This is a genomic window from Pedobacter suwonensis (genome assembly GCF_007833675.1).
GTDB lineage: Bacteria > Bacteroidota > Bacteroidia > Sphingobacteriales > Sphingobacteriaceae > Pedobacter > Pedobacter suwonensis.
The window spans coordinates 2,792,278-2,812,259 of sequence record NZ_CP031708.1; the positions used below are offsets into that span (position 1 = coordinate 2,792,278).

General features: G+C 37.5%; 19 protein-coding genes. 13 read left to right on the plus strand and 6 right to left on the minus strand.

Annotated features, from left to right (window positions below; all coding sequences use genetic code 11):
* Positions 1-99: 99 nt before the first annotated feature.
* A complete protein-coding gene (locus tag DV942_RS11345; RefSeq protein ID WP_134204262.1) occupies positions 100-1,020 on the minus strand; it encodes an NAD(P)-dependent oxidoreductase in 921 nt (306 codons plus the stop codon).
* A gap of 238 nt (positions 1,021-1,258) precedes the next feature.
* Here DV942_RS11345 and DV942_RS11350 point away from each other — a divergent pair, with 238 nt between their 5' ends.
* From DV942_RS11350 to DV942_RS11365, 4 genes are all read left to right on the plus strand, one after another.
* Positions 1,259-3,745: an outer membrane beta-barrel family protein gene (locus DV942_RS11350; protein WP_145857577.1), complete on the plus strand. Its 2,487-nt coding sequence runs from the start codon at positions 1,259-1,261 to the stop codon at positions 3,743-3,745.
* 91 nt (positions 3,746-3,836) lie between these two features.
* Positions 3,837-4,391, plus strand: a complete 555-nt coding sequence (locus DV942_RS11355; RefSeq protein WP_145857579.1) for an NUDIX domain-containing protein — start codon at positions 3,837-3,839, stop codon at positions 4,389-4,391.
* Positions 4,392-4,824: 433 nt separating this feature from the next.
* The gene (gene tnpA / locus DV942_RS11360) at positions 4,825-5,286 is read left to right on the plus strand and encodes an IS200/IS605 family transposase (RefSeq protein ID WP_145857581.1); all 462 of its coding nucleotides are present in this window, start codon (positions 4,825-4,827) and stop codon (positions 5,284-5,286) included.
* Positions 5,287-5,322: 36 nt separating this feature from the next.
* Positions 5,323-6,081, plus strand: coding sequence for a lysophospholipid acyltransferase family protein (locus DV942_RS11365; RefSeq protein ID WP_145857583.1), 759 nt, complete (start codon positions 5,323-5,325; stop codon positions 6,079-6,081).
* A 252-nt stretch (positions 6,082-6,333) separates the two neighbouring features.
* Here DV942_RS11365 and DV942_RS11370 read toward each other — a convergent pair whose 3' ends face one another.
* Together DV942_RS11370 and DV942_RS11375 are read right to left on the minus strand one after the other, a co-directional pair.
* Positions 6,334-7,083: a LytR/AlgR family response regulator transcription factor gene (locus DV942_RS11370; protein ID WP_090984566.1), complete on the minus strand. Its 750-nt coding sequence runs from the start codon at positions 7,081-7,083 to the stop codon at positions 6,334-6,336.
* A gap of 56 nt (positions 7,084-7,139) precedes the next feature.
* Positions 7,140-8,069 (minus strand): sensor histidine kinase, encoded by a 930-nt coding sequence (locus DV942_RS11375; protein ID WP_244950881.1) that lies wholly within the window; start codon positions 8,067-8,069, stop codon positions 7,140-7,142.
* A 360-nt stretch (positions 8,070-8,429) separates the two neighbouring features.
* On the opposite strand from DV942_RS11375, the gene DV942_RS11380 reads away from it, so the two are divergent.
* From DV942_RS11380 to DV942_RS11390, 3 genes are read left to right on the plus strand one after another with little or no spacing between them, the layout of a single operon-like run.
* Entirely contained in the window at positions 8,430-8,687 is a 258-nt protein-coding gene (locus tag DV942_RS11380; RefSeq protein ID WP_145857587.1) for a hypothetical protein, read from the plus strand.
* A 5-nt stretch (positions 8,688-8,692) separates the two neighbouring features.
* Positions 8,693-9,601, plus strand: a complete 909-nt coding sequence (locus DV942_RS11385; RefSeq protein ID WP_145857589.1) for an ABC transporter ATP-binding protein — start codon at positions 8,693-8,695, stop codon at positions 9,599-9,601.
* 1 nt (position 9,602) lies between these two features.
* Positions 9,603-10,400 (plus strand): ABC transporter permease, encoded by a 798-nt coding sequence (locus DV942_RS11390; RefSeq protein ID WP_134204266.1) that lies wholly within the window; start codon positions 9,603-9,605, stop codon positions 10,398-10,400.
* Positions 10,401-10,525: 125 nt separating this feature from the next.
* On the opposite strand, the gene DV942_RS11395 is transcribed toward DV942_RS11390, so the two are convergent.
* The gene (locus DV942_RS11395) at positions 10,526-10,756 is read right to left on the minus strand and encodes a response regulator transcription factor (RefSeq protein WP_090984574.1); all 231 of its coding nucleotides are present in this window, start codon (positions 10,754-10,756) and stop codon (positions 10,526-10,528) included.
* A gap of 283 nt (positions 10,757-11,039) precedes the next feature.
* On the opposite strand from DV942_RS11395, the gene DV942_RS11400 reads away from it, so the two are divergent.
* From DV942_RS11400 to DV942_RS11425, 6 genes are all read left to right on the plus strand, one after another.
* Positions 11,040-11,417, plus strand: coding sequence for a hypothetical protein (locus DV942_RS11400; protein ID WP_145857591.1), 378 nt, complete (start codon positions 11,040-11,042; stop codon positions 11,415-11,417).
* 616 nt (positions 11,418-12,033) lie between these two features.
* The gene (locus tag DV942_RS11405) at positions 12,034-12,825 is read left to right on the plus strand and encodes an ATP-binding protein (RefSeq protein ID WP_145857593.1); all 792 of its coding nucleotides are present in this window, start codon (positions 12,034-12,036) and stop codon (positions 12,823-12,825) included.
* A 2-nt stretch (positions 12,826-12,827) separates the two neighbouring features.
* Positions 12,828-13,469 carry a response regulator transcription factor gene (locus DV942_RS11410; protein WP_145857595.1) on the plus strand — a complete coding sequence of 214 codons (642 nt, stop codon included), beginning with the start codon at positions 12,828-12,830 and terminating at the stop codon, positions 13,467-13,469.
* Positions 13,470-13,680: 211 nt separating this feature from the next.
* A complete protein-coding gene (locus tag DV942_RS11415; protein ID WP_090984584.1) occupies positions 13,681-14,058 on the plus strand; it encodes a BlaI/MecI/CopY family transcriptional regulator in 378 nt (125 codons plus the stop codon).
* The gene (locus DV942_RS11420) at positions 14,055-16,037 is read left to right on the plus strand and encodes a M56 family metallopeptidase (RefSeq protein WP_145857597.1); all 1,983 of its coding nucleotides are present in this window, start codon (positions 14,055-14,057) and stop codon (positions 16,035-16,037) included. The genes DV942_RS11415 and DV942_RS11420 overlap by 4 nt, the downstream gene beginning before the upstream one ends.
* Positions 16,038-16,047: 10 nt before the next feature.
* Positions 16,048-16,671, plus strand: a complete 624-nt coding sequence (locus DV942_RS11425; RefSeq protein ID WP_145857598.1) for a TonB-dependent receptor — start codon at positions 16,048-16,050, stop codon at positions 16,669-16,671.
* 465 nt (positions 16,672-17,136) lie between these two features.
* On the opposite strand, the gene DV942_RS11430 is transcribed toward DV942_RS11425, so the two are convergent.
* Together DV942_RS11430 and DV942_RS11435 are read right to left on the minus strand one after the other, a co-directional pair.
* Positions 17,137-17,907 (minus strand): succinate dehydrogenase/fumarate reductase iron-sulfur subunit, encoded by a 771-nt coding sequence (locus DV942_RS11430; RefSeq protein WP_090984590.1) that lies wholly within the window; start codon positions 17,905-17,907, stop codon positions 17,137-17,139.
* Positions 17,908-17,990: 83 nt separating this feature from the next.
* Positions 17,991-19,970: a fumarate reductase/succinate dehydrogenase flavoprotein subunit gene (locus DV942_RS11435; protein WP_145857600.1), complete on the minus strand. Its 1,980-nt coding sequence runs from the start codon at positions 19,968-19,970 to the stop codon at positions 17,991-17,993.
* Between the last annotated feature and the right edge of the window lie 12 nt (positions 19,971-19,982).

The following is a 19,982-nucleotide window of genomic DNA, read 5'->3' on the forward strand; positions in this document are numbered from 1 at the left end:
ATAATAAGCCTCTTGCTAAAAAGAATAGGTTTCAACATATTCAAAATCGAAGCTTTTAATATATTCTTTTGATTGAATAGCTTGATTTGCCATAAAGCATTAAATATTCCGAAGTTTCTCAGCCAAAACTTCCGAAATCTTACGGTAAGAATCAAACGTCCAGCCACCCACATGTGGCGTTAAAATAACCTGATTATTATGCCTTAATTCATCATACCAGGGCTGTTCGCCTAAAGCCGGGAATTTTTCTGTTTGCAGCACATCCAGTCCGGCGCCCAAAATCTTTCCATTTTTTATCGCATTTAATACGGCAGTGGTATTAACAATCTCTCCTCTGGCAGTATTGATAAAGAAGATGGGCTTTTTAAAATGAAAGAAATATTCGTCATCAACCATTTGCCTGGTTTCTGTTGTTAAAGGAATGTGCAGGCTCAGCACATCGCTATATTTCACAATTTCTTCCATACTTACCTCACGGGCAAACGCATCAGAAAAACCGGTTTTGTACTTATCATAAGCCATCACATCAACCTCAAAGCCGGTCAGTTTTTTAGCGAAGCTTTGTCCCATAAAACCGTAGCCTATAATCCCGACTTTTTTGCCTTTCAACTCGTAACCCCGGTTTCCTTCCCGATCCCAAACACCATTCCTGATTTCGATATCAGCCTTACGAAAATTATTCATTAACGATAAGAGCAAACCTGTGGCATGCTCGCCGACAGCATCGCAATTGCCTTCAGGTGCATTAATCAATTCGATATTCCTTTCAAAGGCAATTTTATCATCAATATTATCCAAGCCAGCCCCTGCCCTGGCTACAAATTTTAAATTGGTGGCAGCAGCAAAAATCTCCTCATCAATCCTGAATTTTGTACGTACGGCAATCCCGGTATAATCCTTTATCTTATCCAGTGTTTGTTGTCGGGTAATCTGTGGTTCATCATCTACCTGATAACCCATCGCAACGGCCTGCTCTTTAAACGCAGGATGCAGATCATCAACAATTAATATTTTTTTCATTTTTTAGTCTATGCTCAATATGATGAACAAAAGTAACATTTTGAAGATCGTTCAATTGAAATATTCATTTATAGTTTTTATAAAAGCGGTAATTGCGTACGGTTAACTGCAAAACTTCATATTACCCACAAAAATATTACTATAAAATGGCTGTAATAAAATAGTTACGGCCCGTTTATTAAACTAAGTTGCCGTTACTTTGTCTCCCTTTATAAAAACACACGAAATTTTATTTTTAATGAGACTTTTACAATCCAGAACTATACAGATTACCCTTTTACTTTTAAGCTTATCATTTAATCTTTTCGCACAAACAAGCGGAAAGGCAAAAATTACCGGAGTACTTAAAGATGCAAAAACCCAGGAAACCATTCCGTTTGCTACAGCAGTTTTAATTGATAAAGCCACGGCCAAAAATGCAAAAATAGCTCAAACCGATGTAAACGGCGCTTTTGTAATGACTGATATTCCTACCGGAACCTTTACTTTTAAAATTAGCTTTGTGGGTTACCAAACCATGGTGAGGGATAATATCAAAATAACGGCAGGCACAGGTACCTTAAATTTTGGCGATATTAAAATGAATACTGCAAAAGGCAATGTATTAAGTGAAATTACCGTAACCGGCCAAAAACAAGGTATGCAAATGGGAATCGATAAAAAGATTTTCGCGGTAGATCAGAGCGTAATCAGCGAAGGCGGTTCTGCAGGCGATTTATTACAGAATGTACCATCTGTTTCTACCGATATGGATGGCAATGTGAGTTTGCGGGGTTCGTCAGGTGTTAAAGTATTAATTGATGGAAAACCATCTTTAATTGCTGGCGGCAACGTAGCGCAGATTTTGCAATCCATCCCCGCCAGTTCTATTGAAAGCGTTGAGGTTATTACCAATCCATCAGCAAAATACGATGCCGAAGGCCAATCTGGCATTATCAATATCGTACTTAAGAAAAACACCAAACTGGGCTTTAATGGTTCAGTTGCCTTAACTGCAGGTAACCGTGATAATTATAATGCCAATACCAACTTAAGTTTCCAGAACAGCAAAGTCAATATTTATGGAAACTATGGTTACCGCTATGGCAATCGCGTTGGCGGTGGTTTTCAGGATATTACCTATAAATCTGATTCATTAAATACCAGATTTGCCAGTCAAAACACCGTTTCCAAATCATTGGATAAAGGGCATAATGCCAAAGCAGGTATTGATTATTACATAGCACCTAAAAGTGTAATCAGCTTATCTGGCGGCTTTAACTCAAGAGACAATGAGCGTAACGAACAGCTCGACATCAGACAATTAGATAAAAACCAATTGCCGGTTTTGCTTAGCAACAGAACGAACAATACCGATGGTTTTGGATCAAGTTATGACGCAAATTTAGATTTCGTACAGAAGTTTAAAAAACCAAAGGAAGAACTGACATTTAATTTCGGCTATTCGCACGGCACCAACAATAACGATCAGTATTACAGTACCAATACTACCAACCGCAATGGCGTGCCTATTGATGAAACCCTGAGTTTACAGCGTGTATTCAATACCGGCAACAACACCAATTACAACATCCAGACTGATTACGCATTGCCTGTAGGTAAAGCGGGTAAAATTGAAGTGGGTTACCGCAGCCAGATCCGTTTAGGTGAAAATGATCAGTATGCCGATTCGATCCTAACCAATAGTAGCATTTACATTAGAAACAACAAATTGATCAATGGCTTTGACAGCAAAGATCAGGTGCATGCCCTGTATTTCAATTACCAGAACCAAATTAAAGATTTTGGCTACCAGATAGGTTTAAGAGGCGAAGATGCACGTTTAGATACGCATCTGGAAGGCTATACCAACAATACATTAACCACTGCCGAAGGAAATATCCATTATAAAAGAATATACCCGAGCATATTTTTAACACAGAAACTAAAGGGCGATAATCAGCTTCAGTTGAGTTACACCCGTCGGGTAAACCGTCCACGTCCATGGGATACCAATCCATTTTTAGATGTTTCCGATCCATTAAATTACAGAGGTGGTAACCCGAATTTATTACCGGAAGATGTACACTCATTTGAGTTGGGCTATAGCAAATACTGGAAAAAAATTACCTTGACTTCAAGCTTGTATTTCCGTCAAACCAATGATGTAATCCAGCGCGTAAGAAGTACACCGGTTAATGGAATTATTACCTCAACGCCTCAAAACTTATCAAACCAGATTAACAGCGGATTGGAATTAATCGGCCGTTTTGACCTGATCAAGGCTTTAAATTTTACCACGAACGTAAACTTGTACCAGGCAAAATTTGCGGGCGACGCCCGGTTTGATATCCCATCAAGCAGTGGCTTTAGCTGGAACGCTAACGTAACCGGAAATTTAACGGTTGTTAAAAATTTATCATTACAGGTACGCGGCGACTACAGGGCTGCAGAAGTGATGGCACAGGGAAAACGTAACGCCATGTATGGAATTGATGGGGGCGCCAAATATGATTTCCCTAATAAAAAAGCATCTTTAAGTTTCAATGTTAGGGATATATTTAATACCAGAAGATGGAGCATGACTACTGAAGATCGCGCAACAATTGTTGATTTTGAGCGACAGTTTCAGGGTACAATGGGAAATTTAACGTTCTCTTACCGCTTTGGAAAAACCACCTTTACCGGTACAAATAAAAAGAAAAAAGAGGAGCAGGATAACCGCCCTGATGAAGGGTCATTTTAATAACCAAAGAGCTTAGAAATCATTTCTAAGCTTTTTTTTGATATTGTAGAAACCCACAACGAAAAATAAGATGATTGCTTATCTTGCAGCCATGGAAGAAATCAACCCCTGGAAAACGCTAAAGAGCGAGGTAAAATACGACAACAACTGGATCCGCCTAACCGAACACCAGGTGATTAATCCATCTGGCGGGGAAGGGATTTACGGTACCGTTCATTTTAAGAACCTGGCCATAGGCATTCTGCCGTTAGATGAAAACTATAATACCTGGCTGGTTGGTCAATACCGGTATCCGTTAAACGCCTATAGTTGGGAGATTCCGGAAGGTGGCGGACCGTTCCATGAAGCGCCTTTGGAAAGTGCAAGAAGAGAATTACTGGAAGAAACGGGCATAAGTGCAAGAGCATGGAAAGAGATTCAAAGAATGCACCTTTCCAACTCGGTAAGCGATGAATTAAGCATTATCTATATTGCTACCGATCTTATTGAAGGTATTGCCATGCCTGAAGAAACAGAACAACTGGCTGTAAAAAAATTGCCCTTTAATGAAGCCTATCAAATGGTTTTGGATGGAAAAATCACTGATTCGATGAGCGTAGCCGCAATTTTGAAAGCAAAGCTCATGATGCTGAATGGGGAATTGTAACGATTATAACCACCAAATGTTCCTAACGGAACATAAAAAATATTACACATTCTTTCTAACGAGCACATGTCCCGATGGGACATTTTTGAGATAGAACACATTTCATAAGTTTTGATTTTAACATGCTGTTCCGTAGGAACAAGTCCCCGGTAGAAAATTAGTACAGTTAGAATTTTCGTTCCGTAGGAACGTTTCGTGCAAATAAAAATGCTTAGGATTTATGAGAATCGAAAAATAATTTATAATTTAATAAAAGATTACGAACAACAGTACATCCCCACACTCAAATATCTTGTTTAAATCGTGTGAGTGATCCCTAAAATTAAATCATCCTAAAATTTAAAATTCATATGAACAAATCCTAGCTAGAAAAAGTAGAGCTGGTAGTTTTAGTTCAAGAAGAAAACTGAATGTTGATTTAATTTAGAACACCATGCCAAATACATACACCCAATTGCATATTCAATTTGTGTTTGCAGTTAAATTCAGGGCTGCATTAATCAAAGCAGATTGGAAAGAAAGGCTCCTGAAGTATATTACCGGAATATTTCAGGCGAATAACCATAAAATGATCCAGATTAATTGTATGCCCGATCATATCCACATTTTTATAGGCATGCGTCCGCACCAATCCATTTCTAGCTTGATCCAAAATGTAAAAACAGAGAGCTCTAAATGGATAAACGATCAGGGATTTTGCTCACGAAAATTTGCCTGGCAAGAGGGCTATGGTGCATTTTCCTATTCGAAAAGCCATATTCAACAGGTTATTCAATATATCCAAAACCAAGAACAACATCATAAAAAGAATACCTTTTTAGAGGAATACAGTCATTTCTTGAGAACATCTGAGATTGAATATGAAGAAAAATACATCTTCAAAGAACCAGAATAATTTATTATTATCTTTGCCATCCATTAAATCAACCAGATGAGCAAGCTTTTCGGATATATTTTAAGCCCTATATTTTATATTTTATTTGGATTATGCCTTTGTGTCTTTCATCCTATACAATGGCTTTGTTATAAACTTTTTGGCTATAAAGCACATAAGGTTTCGGTTGATATTCTTAATTTTTTCCTTACCTATTGTCAGCTTTTCCTTTTCAATTCAATCAGTTTTAAAAACGAATATGATCTGCCAACCGATAGGCCCATTATTTTTGCAGCAAATCACCAAAGTATGTACGATATCCCCTCGCTAATTTGGTTCTTAAGAAAATACAGTGCAAAATTCATTTCTAAAATTGAGCTCACTAAAGGCATTCCGTCCATATCCATTAACCTGCGTTTGGGGGGCGGGGCAAACATCAACCGGAAAGATAACAAGCAGGCCATTTCTGAAATCATCAAACTTGGCCGTAGAATGAAAGAACATAACTGGAGCACTGTTATTTTCCCTGAGGGCACGCGGGCAAAAGACGGGAAATTGAAAACATTTCAATTTGGCGGTATCGCTACCCTGTTAAAAGTGGTACCCAATGCTTTGATCGTTCCGGTGGCCATAGAAAATTCATGGAAAATTGTACGATTCGGCATGTTTCCCTTAGCGACAGGAAATGCTTTAAAATGGACAGTGTTAAAACCGATAGAACCAGGAGTAAAACCAGCAAATGAGATTACGTTGGAAATAGAAAACGAAATCAGAAAAGTTTTAAATCAGCCAATGGTTAAGCCAGCGACTCTATAATTATATTAATCTCATTAAGGATCCTACGATTCCGACAGCATAGAGATATTTCCATAGAATGATCGTCATCTCTGTAGCGCATCGAAATGCCTGCCCGTACACGTGGGGAAAGACCTACCTAAACAGATTTCTCGACTGCGTTGCACTCCGCTCGAAATGACGGTTTTTTGTTAGGTACTCCGTATTTCTGTGAATCCGTTGCAACAAAATGTTTAAACCAGTTTAAGCGCTAAAAGACTAACACCAATAACGCTAAATATTCTTATTCCCAATCACCCTAAAAAATTCATCGCGGTAGGTATCGCCAACGGGAATCGTTTTTTGATTAATGGTAATGCGGCTACGCTCAATACTTTCAATCTTATCAACGGCTACAATATATGATTTATGTACCCGGATAAACTGACTTTGAGGCAAAGCTTCTTCCATTTTTTTCATGCTTTGCAGCGTAATTACACGTTCATCTTTGGTAAAAATTGAGATGTAATCCTTTAATCCTTCGATGTATAAAATATCGTGCAGGTAAATTTTCTGGATCTTATGTTCTGTTTTAACGAAAATATAATCCTGAACCGGGTTTGGTGAACCCGAAAAAGGTGCAGGTGTAACAATGGGTTGTGCTACACTAGCGGGTACTTCAACCGGTTTTACCTGATTATGCACCTTTTCTACTGCTTTATAAAATCGATCAAACGCAATCGGTTTCAACAGATAATCCGAAACATTGAGGTCGTAACTTTCTAAAGCATACTGTGGGTAGGCAGTGGTTAATATATAATGGCATTTATTGCCGGCGATTTTTAAAAACTGGATTCCGGTTAACTCAGGCATCTGAATATCCAAAAACACCAGATCAATTCCCCCGCCCTGAACAATCTGCAAAGCTTCGATAGGGTTTTCGCACCTTTTAACCATGGTTAAAAATGGCACTTTAGAAATATAATCCTGTAAAATATCAAGCGCTAAAGGCTCATCATCAACAACAATACAGTTTAGGTTCATTTTAGGTTATTATTTTAATTAATGACAATATCCGGCTTATGCTTGGTTATTTCCGGCTATATGTCAATCATCAGTTCACAGGTATAATGAGTAGCCGAATTTACAACATTTAATTTATATCTGTCAGGATAAACCAATTGTAAACGTCGTTCTACATTGGTTAACCCAACTCCACCCTGTGCATCTTTATTTTGCTGATTCTTTTTATTCACTACACTAAAATGCAAAATCTTCTGGTTGGCAATGATATTGATTTTAACGGGTTCTTCGGGATCGGTTACCACACCATGTTTAAATGCATTTTCAACAAAAGAAATTAGCATCAAAGGAACAATTTTTTGATTATCGATCTCACCGTTCAAAGTCAGTTCGATATAGGCACCATCCTTAAAACGTATCTTCTGCAATTCAATATAACTGGTTAGGTAATCTACTTCTTTACTTAAGGCTACAGTTGGCGTATTGCTTTCATAAATCATGTAGCGCATAATTTCAGAAAGCTTCATAATCGCATCGGCAGTTTTATCCGATTTTTGATAGGCCAATGAATAGATATTGTTAAGCGAATTGAAAAGAAAATGTGGATTTAACTGTGATTTTAAAAACTGAAGTTCCATCTCACGACGCTCACTTTCTAAGTTACGCTGAATCCGCTCGCTCGCAAACCAATCAATAGTAAATTTGATAATGCAACTCGATACTAGAAAAAAACCAATGATAAAAACCGTGTTGATAGCAAAATTATTAACAGACATATTATGGCTTTTACCATCGAATGTATAACGAAGCATCTCTTCAGGATTTAAAACAGCAATGACAGTTTTAACTAATGTTGCAACAGCGATTAAAAGAACAAATGAGAGGACATATAGCCAATACTTCTTTCTTTTTTTGATGAATGATGGGATCAGAAAAATATAATTGATATAGAATACAGAAACATTAACGATACCAAAAACAAAATACGACAGAAAGTAATCTTTCATCGTATGCTTTTCACTACCCATCATAGATATAACTATGATAAGAAGAAATATAAATCCCCAAAAAATAGCATGCAATATAAATGGTCCCCTACTTTGTTTCATCAGATATATATTAAATTGTAATGATTGCCGATAAGGCTTAGCCGATGCATATCATTTAACCACAAAATAAATAAAGTTTTATCGATTTACTTATACAATCTACCAACGGGCATTTTTTTTCTACCAACGGCTCAATAGGCAAATTTTATCGACAAACGCCAAAAATGTCTGTTGATCTAGAATCTTGAACACTTGGTATAATAGATTTTAGCAGGTTATTTTTCTTGAGTTTCTTTGAATCATCAAAACGAAAACAAAATGAAAACATCATCAGCAATCCAATTCAAAAATCAAACAGTAGTTACTGACGGTGTTTTCACAATCTCTCAAATAAAACCATCGATCATGAAAAAGTTAGCAAACACATCGCCATTTTTACTTTTATTATTACCAGTATTTATGATGATTATTTTAACGCTTACCGTTAACACCAATCAGAATGATGCAGAAATAGTTGTAAAGCCTACAAAAACGTCAGGTTCTATTGTGAAACAGGCGACTGCTATTTTCAAATAGTAGTAATGGGTAATTACGCTATCGAAACCGTAGGTTTAAACTTTAACTTTGGCAACCAGGCTATAGTAAAAGATTTATCTTTACAGGTCCCGAAAGGGAGCATTTATGGTTTTTTAGGACCTAACGGTGCTGGCAAGACCACTACCATCAAAATCCTGCTAAACCTATTGAAGTCACCATCCGACCAGGTTTTTATATTTGGCAAGGAAATAAACAGCAACCGCATATCGGTCCTTAAACGTATAGGCGCTTTGGTAGAACAACCGGCTATTTATGGCCATTTAACAGGAAAAGAAAACCTGGTTAACCGTTGTATCTTATTGAGCATTAAAAAAGCAAAGGCTGATGAAATGCTGTCACTGGTAGGCTTAGCAGAAGCGTCAAATAAAAAAGCCAACAAATATTCGCTGGGCATGAAACAACGCCTGGGCATTGCACAGGCACTAATCTCAGATCCTGAATTACTCCTGCTGGACGAGCCTACCAATGGATTGGATCCAAATGGCATTATTGAAGTCCGGAACCTCATGATCGATTTAGCCACAAAACATCAAAAAACAATACTGGTTTCCAGCCATTTATTGGCAGAAATAGAAAGAACGGCAACACATGTTGGCATTATAAACCAAGGTCAATTATTATTTCAGGGTACGATTAACGAACTTCATTTACTGAGCAAGCCCAGCCTCGAAATCGAAGTTAACAATATTGAAGATGCATGCACCTTGTTAATCAAGCAGGGATATGAAGTTATAGCCAAAACAGAGCGGATTATTACTTTACCATTTATTTCTTCCCAAAACAGCGGGGAGCTAAATACATTATTAATCCAGAATGGTTTTATTGTGAGCAGCCTGTACCAGCAACGAAAAGATCTCGAAAATTTATTCCTTGACATCACTAAAGCCAACTAACATGCATGCTCTTTATATTTCCTTACGATCAGAATTCTACAAATCAAGGAAAACCCTGGCCTTTTGGGCCGCCATTTTATTACCCCTCATCATTTGTGGTTTAATCAGTGCTGGTTTTTACTACGACGCTGAAAAAATCATTGCTGGCCACTACCCTCCCATGCTGTTGTGGGCACGCTATAGTGGCGCATCACTAAATGTAATGGGATTCCTGATCATGCCTTTTTATGTCATATTTATGGCCTTTTCGGTCAACAATATTGAACACAAAAACGATACCTGGAAAATGTTATTTGCCCAGCCTCTCCAAAAGTTTTCAATTTATGCGGCAAAATACCTGTATGCTATACTTTTGATATTTATCTGTTTATTCTTATTTGCCACACTTACTTTTGCATTTGGACATTTACTGCAGCTAATGGTCCCTAAGTTTAACTTTGATCAATACAATCCGTTAAAAATTCTAATTAATTCTTATACCAAATTATTTTTGGCCTCTTTGGGCATTTTATCCCTACAATTTATATTCAGCTTGTTATGGAGCGATTTTCTTAAGCCAATGGGGATTGGTTTTGTAGGCACCATCATGGGGATTATCACGGCCAACATAGGTTGGAAATATGCTTACCTGAACCCCTATTCTTTGCCAACGCTGGCTTTAAGAATAACTAAGGTAAAACAAGGTGATGATCCGTTAGCTTTCCCTGTTTTTACCCAGGAAATATGGACAAGTTTAATTTATGCCTCAGTTCTTTTTATCATTGGCTACTTTATTGTAACCAAAAAGAGCATAAAGTAATTGCACTCAGATCAAAGTTCATTTCCCCTTATAAACATACCCACAAATAAAAGCCTGCTGAATTGACTTTAGTATCAAATAGCAGGCTTTTTGTTTAGACTGAGAGGTTGTATATATCTTAACTCTTATAGAGACAGTATTCTTTCTTTGAACGCCCAAACAATCAATTGATAAGAATTTTTTAGATCTAATTTTCTTACCATATTTCTCCTGTGCGTATTAACGGTGTGTTCGCTGATAAAAAGCATTGCACCAATTTCTTTACTGTTGTAACCCATTGATAAAAGGTGTACGATTTCAATTTCTCTTTCACTAATCGAACCATGATTGTCCTGCAATAGGATGTTAGTTATCATTTTTTGAGAGAATTAAGTAGTTAAATCAAAATTTACCGAAACAGACTTATTTTGAAATAAGTTTAAAATATTTGTTTTTATAGCGTAGACGTGATTATTTAACTATAGCAAAAAATTATTTCTTACTATTGTATACCAAAAGTAGTGGCTAAATGAGGGATGATGTTAGCGTAAAATGCCCTAAATGGAAAGGTATTTTTACGGTATTTATTTACAAATACTTCTTGACAGATCATTAATTATTATCGACTTTTAAGCTTTTACAAACAAACTATCTAAATTTATGAGCAAAAAATTAAATAGCGAACCTATCGACCCGAAGGTTGCAGAAGCTATGGTTAATGCCTATGCCAAAGATGGCATGAACGCTTCAGAATGTTATACTAAGGCAGTGTGGTTTCCGGCTGAACAGATTCTGGACATTGCAAAATCAATGAGTGAAGGCAAATATGACGGTTTAAGAATTTATTTTGCACAATACCTGGAAGGAGCAATTGATGGTGTTCCTAAATCGTACGAAGGAAAAAATACTTTATTATTGGTACCAACTACCCCAAGAGTGGGAAATGGCGTTGGAGGAAACGACCATTATGATGACCTAAGAAATATTGAAAACCGCGGGCAAGGCTGTCCTGATCAATGCAGCGGGGTAGCCTTATAACAATGAGATATCTATCCCCCATATTTATAGCAGAGGTTGTTTGCTTTATAGCTGCACTCAATATGATATGGAAAGATAAAAATGCTTTCGGTAAGGTGATTACCTGCTATTTAGCTGTGGCGTTCATTACAGAAGAGGCTGCAGCTTATTTAGCCATAAGAGGAATACATAATTTATGGTTATTTAATATTTATCTTGTTTTTGAAATCAGCACCATATTATACGGCCTCTACCATTGCCTGAAAAAATATATAAATCCCAAGCCTATAATTTTAATAGGTTTGGGTATTATAAGCTTAACCTATATTTTCTTTTTAATTACGCAACCCTTTTCGAATTTAAATACAGTTACAATTACTGTAATGTCTGTGATTTTCACTCTTTTTTGCCTTTACTATTATTACTTGCTGTTAAAAGATGAAAACTTTATTGAGATCCACTCACATCCGGAATTCTGGTGGATTACAGGCGTTCTGTTTTACTACTTTGGCAGTACAATGTCTAACCTTTTTGATGGATTGTTTTCCGTTAAACTTATAGGCTTTGCTACCGTGAAATATTGTATTTATATCGTATTAAACCTTATTCTATATGGCTGTTGGCTATATTCCTTTATATGCAGAATGAAACAACGAGAATTGCATTTCTAGTCGCCATTGCAACGCTTATATTCCTCCTTGTGCCCGTATTTTTGATTTTATACATCAGGTCTTACAATCGGCATAAAAAGAATCATTTTCTGGAAAAGCAGAATATGCAGCAGAAATTTGAGTCAGAAATACTTCAAACCCGTATAGAAGTGCAAGATCAGACTATGCAAAGTATCGCTGCCGAATTGCATGATAATGTGGGCCAGTTGCTCAGCCTCACCACCCTCACCTTAAACTCCGTAAATTTAAATGACGGAGAGAAGGCCAAAAAGAAAATAGACAATTCCTTGGCACTTGTTAACAAATCCATTAAAGAGTTAAGGGAGCTGGCCAAGCTATTACATGGTGAACAACTGGTAGAAAATGGTATTGGCCATGCGATTGATCAGGAAATTAACTGGCTAAGCAAAGCAGGCAAATATGAACTGGAAGTGAATAACCAGTTAATTGATCTGCAAATCACATCGCCTGATAAGGATTTGATTATTCTACGCTTGTTGCAGGAAATCATCAACAACATTATAAAACATGCTCACGCCAGACATATACAGATCAATGCCTATCTGGACAAAAACGTTTTACATCTAAAGGTAGCTGAAGACGGGATAGGATTTGATCCGGTTGAGATGAAGGGTAAAAAAACAGGGATGGGCCTAAATTCTATTTACAAAAGAATGGAGATGATCAATGGAAAATTAGTATTAAATTCGGCGCCGGAAGAAGGCACTTCTCTCACAATTGAAATCCCTTACCCTTAATTATGCAGCAGCCAAGTATTTCCATCGCAATTGTTGACGACCACACCCTCTTCCGTTCCGGATTGGCCAGTTTACTGGAAGAATTTGATGAAATAGAAGTGATGTTCGAGGCCATGAATGGCATTGATCTTCAGGCTAAAATCAACCGCCATGCTGAAGTTCAGCTAATTTTAATGGACATCAACATGCCTGGAATGGATGGTTTTGCCACTACAAAATGGATTAAAGCCAATTACCCAAATGTTCATGTACTTGCACTCAGCATGCTTGAGGATGAAAAAGCAATAATCGGGATGCTCAAAGCAGGTGCCGGGGGATACATGCTCAAAGAATCTACACCTTATGATCTGTTGACCGCCATTAAGGTGCTTGTAGATAAGGGTTATTATGTAAATGAGCTGGTATCGGGAAGGCTTTTAGTGGCTTTAAAAGAGGGCGACATGAAACCGACATTCTCTGACAGAGAACTTACATTTTTACAATATTGCAGCACCGAGCTTACCTATAAAGAAATCGCCGACCTCATGAATGTAAGTCCACGAACAGTTGACAACTATAGAGAATCTCTTTTTGCCAAGTTAAACATCAGATCGCGTACCGGATTAGTGGTATACGGCATCAAAAACAACCTGATCAACATTTAACCTGAAAAACATACAAAAACCTGATTATCAAATATATAAATTCTATGTTTTCCATTACTTCCCCGTAGATAGAAGTTCTATAATGGTAATAAAAACGCTATGTGATTATTTGAAAATAATTACTGGTAAAAATTTGGGCACCTAACCAATTAGTTTTAACTTTAGTTAAAAGCAAATTAATTTGCTATCATCCTTATTATTATTAACTATTATGGAAATTAAAGATTTAACCAAAGCGGAAGAGCAGATCATGCAGGTTCTGTGGCAGCTGGAAAAAGCATTTGTTAAAGAGGTAATCGAAGAGCTCCCCCTTCCAAAACCTGCTTACAATACTGTATCTACCATCATCAGAATTTTGGAAACCAAAGGTTTTATTGGCCATGAAGCTTTCGGAAAGGCTCATCAGTATTACCCCTTAATCAGTAAAGAAGAATATAAAAGGCATGCTACAGAAAAACTCCTGGGTAATTACTTCGAGAATTCTGTAGAGAGTATGTTTTCTTTCTTTGTTAAAGAAGAAAAACTGGATTTAACTGACGTTGATGAAATTCTGAAAATGATTAATCAGATTAAACATAAGCCAAAATGAGTTTTGCCCATTACTTATTACAGGTAAATTTATACTTAATTGTTTTTTTTGGCTTTTACAAATTACTGTTAGATAAAGAAACCTACTTCACTTTAAACCGTATTTATTTAGTAGCTGCCGGAATTCTGTCTTTATGCACTCCATTTATACGTTTAGAATGGTTAACAGAACAAAAAGCGGCGCAGCAGGTTTACACATCAGTTAATTGGGAAGCCGTGTTGGCGCAGGCAACAATTGTAACCGAACGTAACGATGGCTTTAGTTGGGGAAATGCACTTGTATATATTTACTGTGCAGGAATCCTGTTCTTTTTTGGCAAATTCATATTTAACTTACTGGCCGTAAAAAAGCTCTTCACAATAAATAAAGCTGGCTCAGCATTTTCTTTTTTCGGCAGAAAAGTGATTGATCAGGGATTACCACAGATGGATGTGATTGATATGCATGAGGAAGCACACATTAAGCAGTGGCACACGCTGGATATTTTATTTTTCGAAATTATAGGAATTATTACCTGGCTAAATCCAGTGATTTATTTTTACAAGAAAACTATTAAAAATATCCACGAATATTTAGCCGACGAACTGGCTGCCGAGTTTCAAGGCGACAAGGCAGCATACGCCATGTTGTTACTCAGTAAATCATTCGGTATTTCACCAAATAGCTTAACAAACGGCTTTTTAGAAAAATCACTGATCAAAAAGAGAATTTTCATGCTTCATAAAGAGCGCTCTAAAAAGATTGCTATCTTAAAGTATGGAATTTTTATTCCGCTATTCGCGCTTTTCATTTTGTTTTCATCTGCCACAGTACGTAAAAATGAGAAGCTAATATCTATTACCGATCAAATCCCAATGGATAAGCCAATAGAAATAGTTGAAAACATGGTTACAACGCAAGAGAAAACTGTTAAAGCACGAACAACTGCTGTTGATGGTAACACGGATCCCAGCTGGAAGGGATTTTATAAATTTTTGGCGGTAAACATCAAATATCCGAAAGCAGCAAACAGCAATCAGATTCAAGGTAATTCACAGGTAAGATTTAATGTTGAAGGAGGTAAGGTCACCAATATCGCCTCAAATGTAAAATTAGGTACTGGCTGCGATGAAGAATTGATAAGGGTTATTTTATCTTATAAGGGGTTTAAAACTGTTGCTGATGGCAAATATGCGCTAACAGTAGGTTTTAGCATTCCTGAATCCTCAAAAGAATTTAAAAACAGCCTATTGCCTAAATCTGGCGGGTATATAAATCTGAACAAAATTAATATCCTATCCTATCTTCCTGAAAATACCGGAACCAGCGGTATTAGATCTGAGAATACAGATGACATCTATGATTTTGTTTCGATCGAGAAACAACCGGAATTTCCGGGCGGCATAGCCAAATTTTATAAATATGTGGGCAGCAATATAAAGTACCCAAAGATTGCACAGGATAACAATGTACAGGGTAAGGTTTTCCTTAGTTTTGTAGTTGAAAAAGATGGTTCCCTTTCTGACGTACAGATTACCCGCGGTTTAGGAAGTGGTACTGACGAAGAAGCGATAAGGGTTTTAAAAGAATCGCCAAAATGGAATCCGGGCATTAAAAATGGCTTTGCCGTAAGGGTAAAGTATAATATCAATGTTAATTTCACACTTGCCGATCCTCCAAAAGAAACCCCGAAAAGCAGCATTGTCAGTGACCGCGCCGGATTACAAGAACGCACACATGCTGATCCGCTAGTCATTTTAGATGGTGTTAAATTAGCAGACAATAGTTTGTTGAATAAGATCAATCCAAACAACATCGAATCAATTGATGTGTTAAAAGATCAAATTGCTATGGATTTATACGGACCAAAAGCCAAAGCTGGCGTAATTCTAGTAACCAGTAAAGGACCAAAAAATAACATTTTTAATCCATTTAACGCAAAAGAGTCTACGATAATAGATAAAAACACAAACTATTTAGAACTCCAAAGAACATTCTAATTAATTCAATATGAAAAAAGTAATGGTATTAAGCCTAATAATTAGCTTTAGTTTAGCCGGTTTTGCGCAAAAGACTGAGGGCACTAGTAATTCAAAAACTACAATTATAGGAAATTCAACATTAAGTTCAGACCTATTAATTGTAATTGATGGAAATAAACAATATTTAAGAGGGGCAGCCTCATTGTCTGAAATCAGCCCCGACAATATTAAAGCTGTTAACATTTTAAAAGACAGTACGGCAATTGCAAAATATGGAACAGATGGTGTTGCAGGTGTAATTGAAATTGAAACCAAAAATAATACCGTTGGCATCAACCTACCTAAATTTAAAGCCATAGACACCGCAAGCCTTAACCTGCAAGGAAAAGCATTAGGATTTAGGGCACGTCCCTTACCCGATAGTGAAACGCCAGTGATCAAAAGATACCTGCTAAACAGAGATTTTGATGATAAAGCAAAACCACTTTACATTGTAGATGGAAAAGAAGTTGCAGATCCCAAGTTGAAGGGAGATTCCATTGAATCAATAGATGTGCTAAAAGATGCCAACGCGCTAAAACAATATGGCGACAAAGGCAAAAATGGAGTGATAATTATTACCACTAAAAAAGCAGTATCACATCAAAATTAATTGAACAATATTAAAAATTTAATTTTCCAAAAAACACGAAACCCCTGCAAAATTGCCGGGGTTTCGTGTTTTCTCTCCTGTCTCGGAAGATTAAATTTATAAAAACTTTAATACATATACAAATAATGCAGAATAAAATTTCCAAAAATGCAAAATTTTAATATGCAGACATAAGATTATTGCAACTTTCGCAAACTTTTATTTTGGAAGCAATTTATTTTGCAACCTTTCGATTTCAAAACATAAAGTTTCATATGTTTTCACAATAGTCTAAAATTGTGTGAAACAAGTATTGCTTTAACCATCTGCCTGCTTAAAAAGCATTGAAAATTTCCTTATTAAATTTACAAAAATAATAATGCAAGCGCATTTCTATTATAATAAAACAACTTTAGCCAAACTAAAAAGCCCCCATTAGGTGGAGGCTCAGTATCTGGCTAGTAAACCAGAAATACAGTATAATGTTTAAACAGTTTCTTCTGAAATAAATTTGGCAGTTGCAAAATCGCGGTTCATACGTGCGATGTTTTCTAAAGAAATTCCTTTAGGACATTCCGCCTCACAAGCACCGGTATTGGTACAATTACCAAAACCTTCAGCATCCATTTGCGCAACCATGCTTTGTACCCTACGATAACGCTCCGGTTGGCCTTGTGGCAATAAAGCCAGTTGTGAAATTTTAGCCGATACAAATAACATTGCAGAAGCATTTTTACAAGTTGCTACGCAGGCACCACAACCGATACAAGCAGCCGCTTCGAAAGCCGCATCTGCCTGCATTTTAGGGATTGGTAAATTATTTGCATCTTGTGCATTACCGGTATTTACTGAAATAAAACCACCAGCAGCAATAACCCTGTCAAACGCCGAACGGTCTACAGTTAAATCTTTTACTACCGGAAAAGCAGCAGCTCTCCAAGGCTCCACAACTATGGTATCGCCATCTTTGAAAGAACGCATGTGCAACTGGCAGGTCGTAACTAAATCTTTTGGTCCGTGCGGACGGCCATTGATAAACATTGAACACATTCCACAAATACCCTCGCGGCAATCATGGTCAAATACAACCGGCTCTTCACCTTTGTTAATCAATTGTTCGTTTAATACATCGAACATCTCTAAGAAAGACATATCCGGTGAAATATCGGCCAATTTATAATCTACCAAAGCACCTTTGGTTTTGTTATCTTTTTGACGCCAAACTTTTAGCGTTAAGTTCATATTTCCTGTACTCATTGTATCTCAGATTTGAGATTTGAGACATTAGATATAAGAATTGAGAATTTTCATCTCACATCTCACATCCCACATCTCACATCTTATTTATAACTTCTTTGTGCAACTTTAATATTTTCAAACTTCAGTTCTTCTTTGTGAAGTTCGAAGTTTACACCTTCCTTAAATTCCCAGGCGGCTACGTAAGCGTAATTTACGTCATCACGTAATGCTTCACCTTCCTCTGTTTGGTACTCTTCGCGGAAGTGGCCACCACAACTTTCATTGCGGTTTAAGGCATCAATACACATCAACTCACCCAGTTCGATAAAATCAGCTACGCGGCCTGCTTTTTCAAGTTCAGGATTAAGCTCATTAACTGTACCAGGTACACGAACATCACTCCAGAATTCAGCACGTAATGCCCTGATTTCCTCAATGGCTTCTTTTAAGCCTTTCTCGTTACGTGCCATACCGCATTTCTCCCACATAATGTGGCCTAAACGCTTGTGGAAATGATCTACAGACTTTGTTCCCTTAATGTTGATCAGCTTATTTAAAATGCCTACAGCTCTTTCTTCTGCCTCTACAAACGCCGGGTGATCAGTCGGGATAGCTTTGGTAGAAATTTCTTTTGATAAATAAGCACCTATAGTGTAAGGTAAAACGAAATAACCATCGGCTAAACCTTGCATTAAAGCAGATGCACCTAAACGGTTAGCTCCATGATCAGAGAAATTAGCCTCTCCGGTACAATATAAGCCTGGTACCGATGTCATTAGGTTATAATCAACCCATAAACCACCCATGGTATAGTGAACTGCCGGATAAATACGCATCGGCGTTTCGTAAGGATTTTCACCAGTAATCTGCGCATACATATCAAACAGGTTACCATATTTTTCCTTAATCACCGCTGTACCTAAACGCATGCAGGTTTCTTTATCCGGATTGTGGTTACCCGCCTTAGCCGCTTCGATTCTTCCATAACGCTCTGTATTGGCTTTAAAGTCTAAATAAACAGCCAATTTAGAAGCACCAACACCATAACCTGCATCGCAACGCTCTTTCGCTGCACGAGAGGCCACATCACGGGGAACCAGGTTACCAAAAGCAGGATAACGGCGTTCTAAATAATAATCTCTTTCATCCTCAGGAATTTCTGAAGCTTTACGGTTGTCATCTTTCTTTTTAGGAACCCAGATACGTCCGTCGTTACGCAACGATTCAGACATCAGGGTTAATTTAGATTGATGATCGCCAGAAACGGGGATACAGGTTGGGTGAATCTGCGTGTAGCAAGGGTTTGCAAAATAAGCTCCTTGCTTATGTGCTTTCCAGGCTGCAGTCACATTACTTCCCATTGCATTGGTAGAAAGGTAGAATACGTTACCGTAACCACCTGTTCCTAATACAACGGCGTGACCGAAGTGACGTTCGATTTCTCCTGTAATTAAGTTACGGGCAATGATACCACGTGCTTTGCCATCAATTTTAACCACCTCAAGCATCTCGTGGCGGGTATACATCTCTACTTTACCCATACCAATCTGGCGTTCTAAGGCAGAATATGCACCCAATAATAACTGTTGACCGGTTTGGCCAGCAGCATAGAAAGTACGCTGAACCTGTGTACCGCCAAATGAACGGTTGTCTAACAAACCTCCATACTCGCGGGCTAAAGGCACACCTTGTGCCACACATTGATCTATAATATTGGCACTTACTTCCGCCAAACGATGCACATTGGCCTCGCGGGCGCGATAATCACCTCCTTTAATCGTATCGTAGAAAAGGCGATAAACACTATCACCATCGTTCTGATAGTTTTTTGCTGCGTTGATCCCCCCCTGAGCAGCAATAGAATGTGCTCTCCGTGGTGAATCCTGAAAACAAAAACATTTAACCTTGTAACCCATTTCAGCCAGAGTAGCCGCTGCTGAAGCACCTGCTAAACCTGAACCAACAATGATTACTTCAATAGTTCTTTTGTTCGATGGGTTAACCAAAGGCACAGAAGACTTATATTTTGTCCATTTACTGGCTAATTCGCCTTCCGGAATATTTGAATTAATATCTGACATATATCTTTTGTG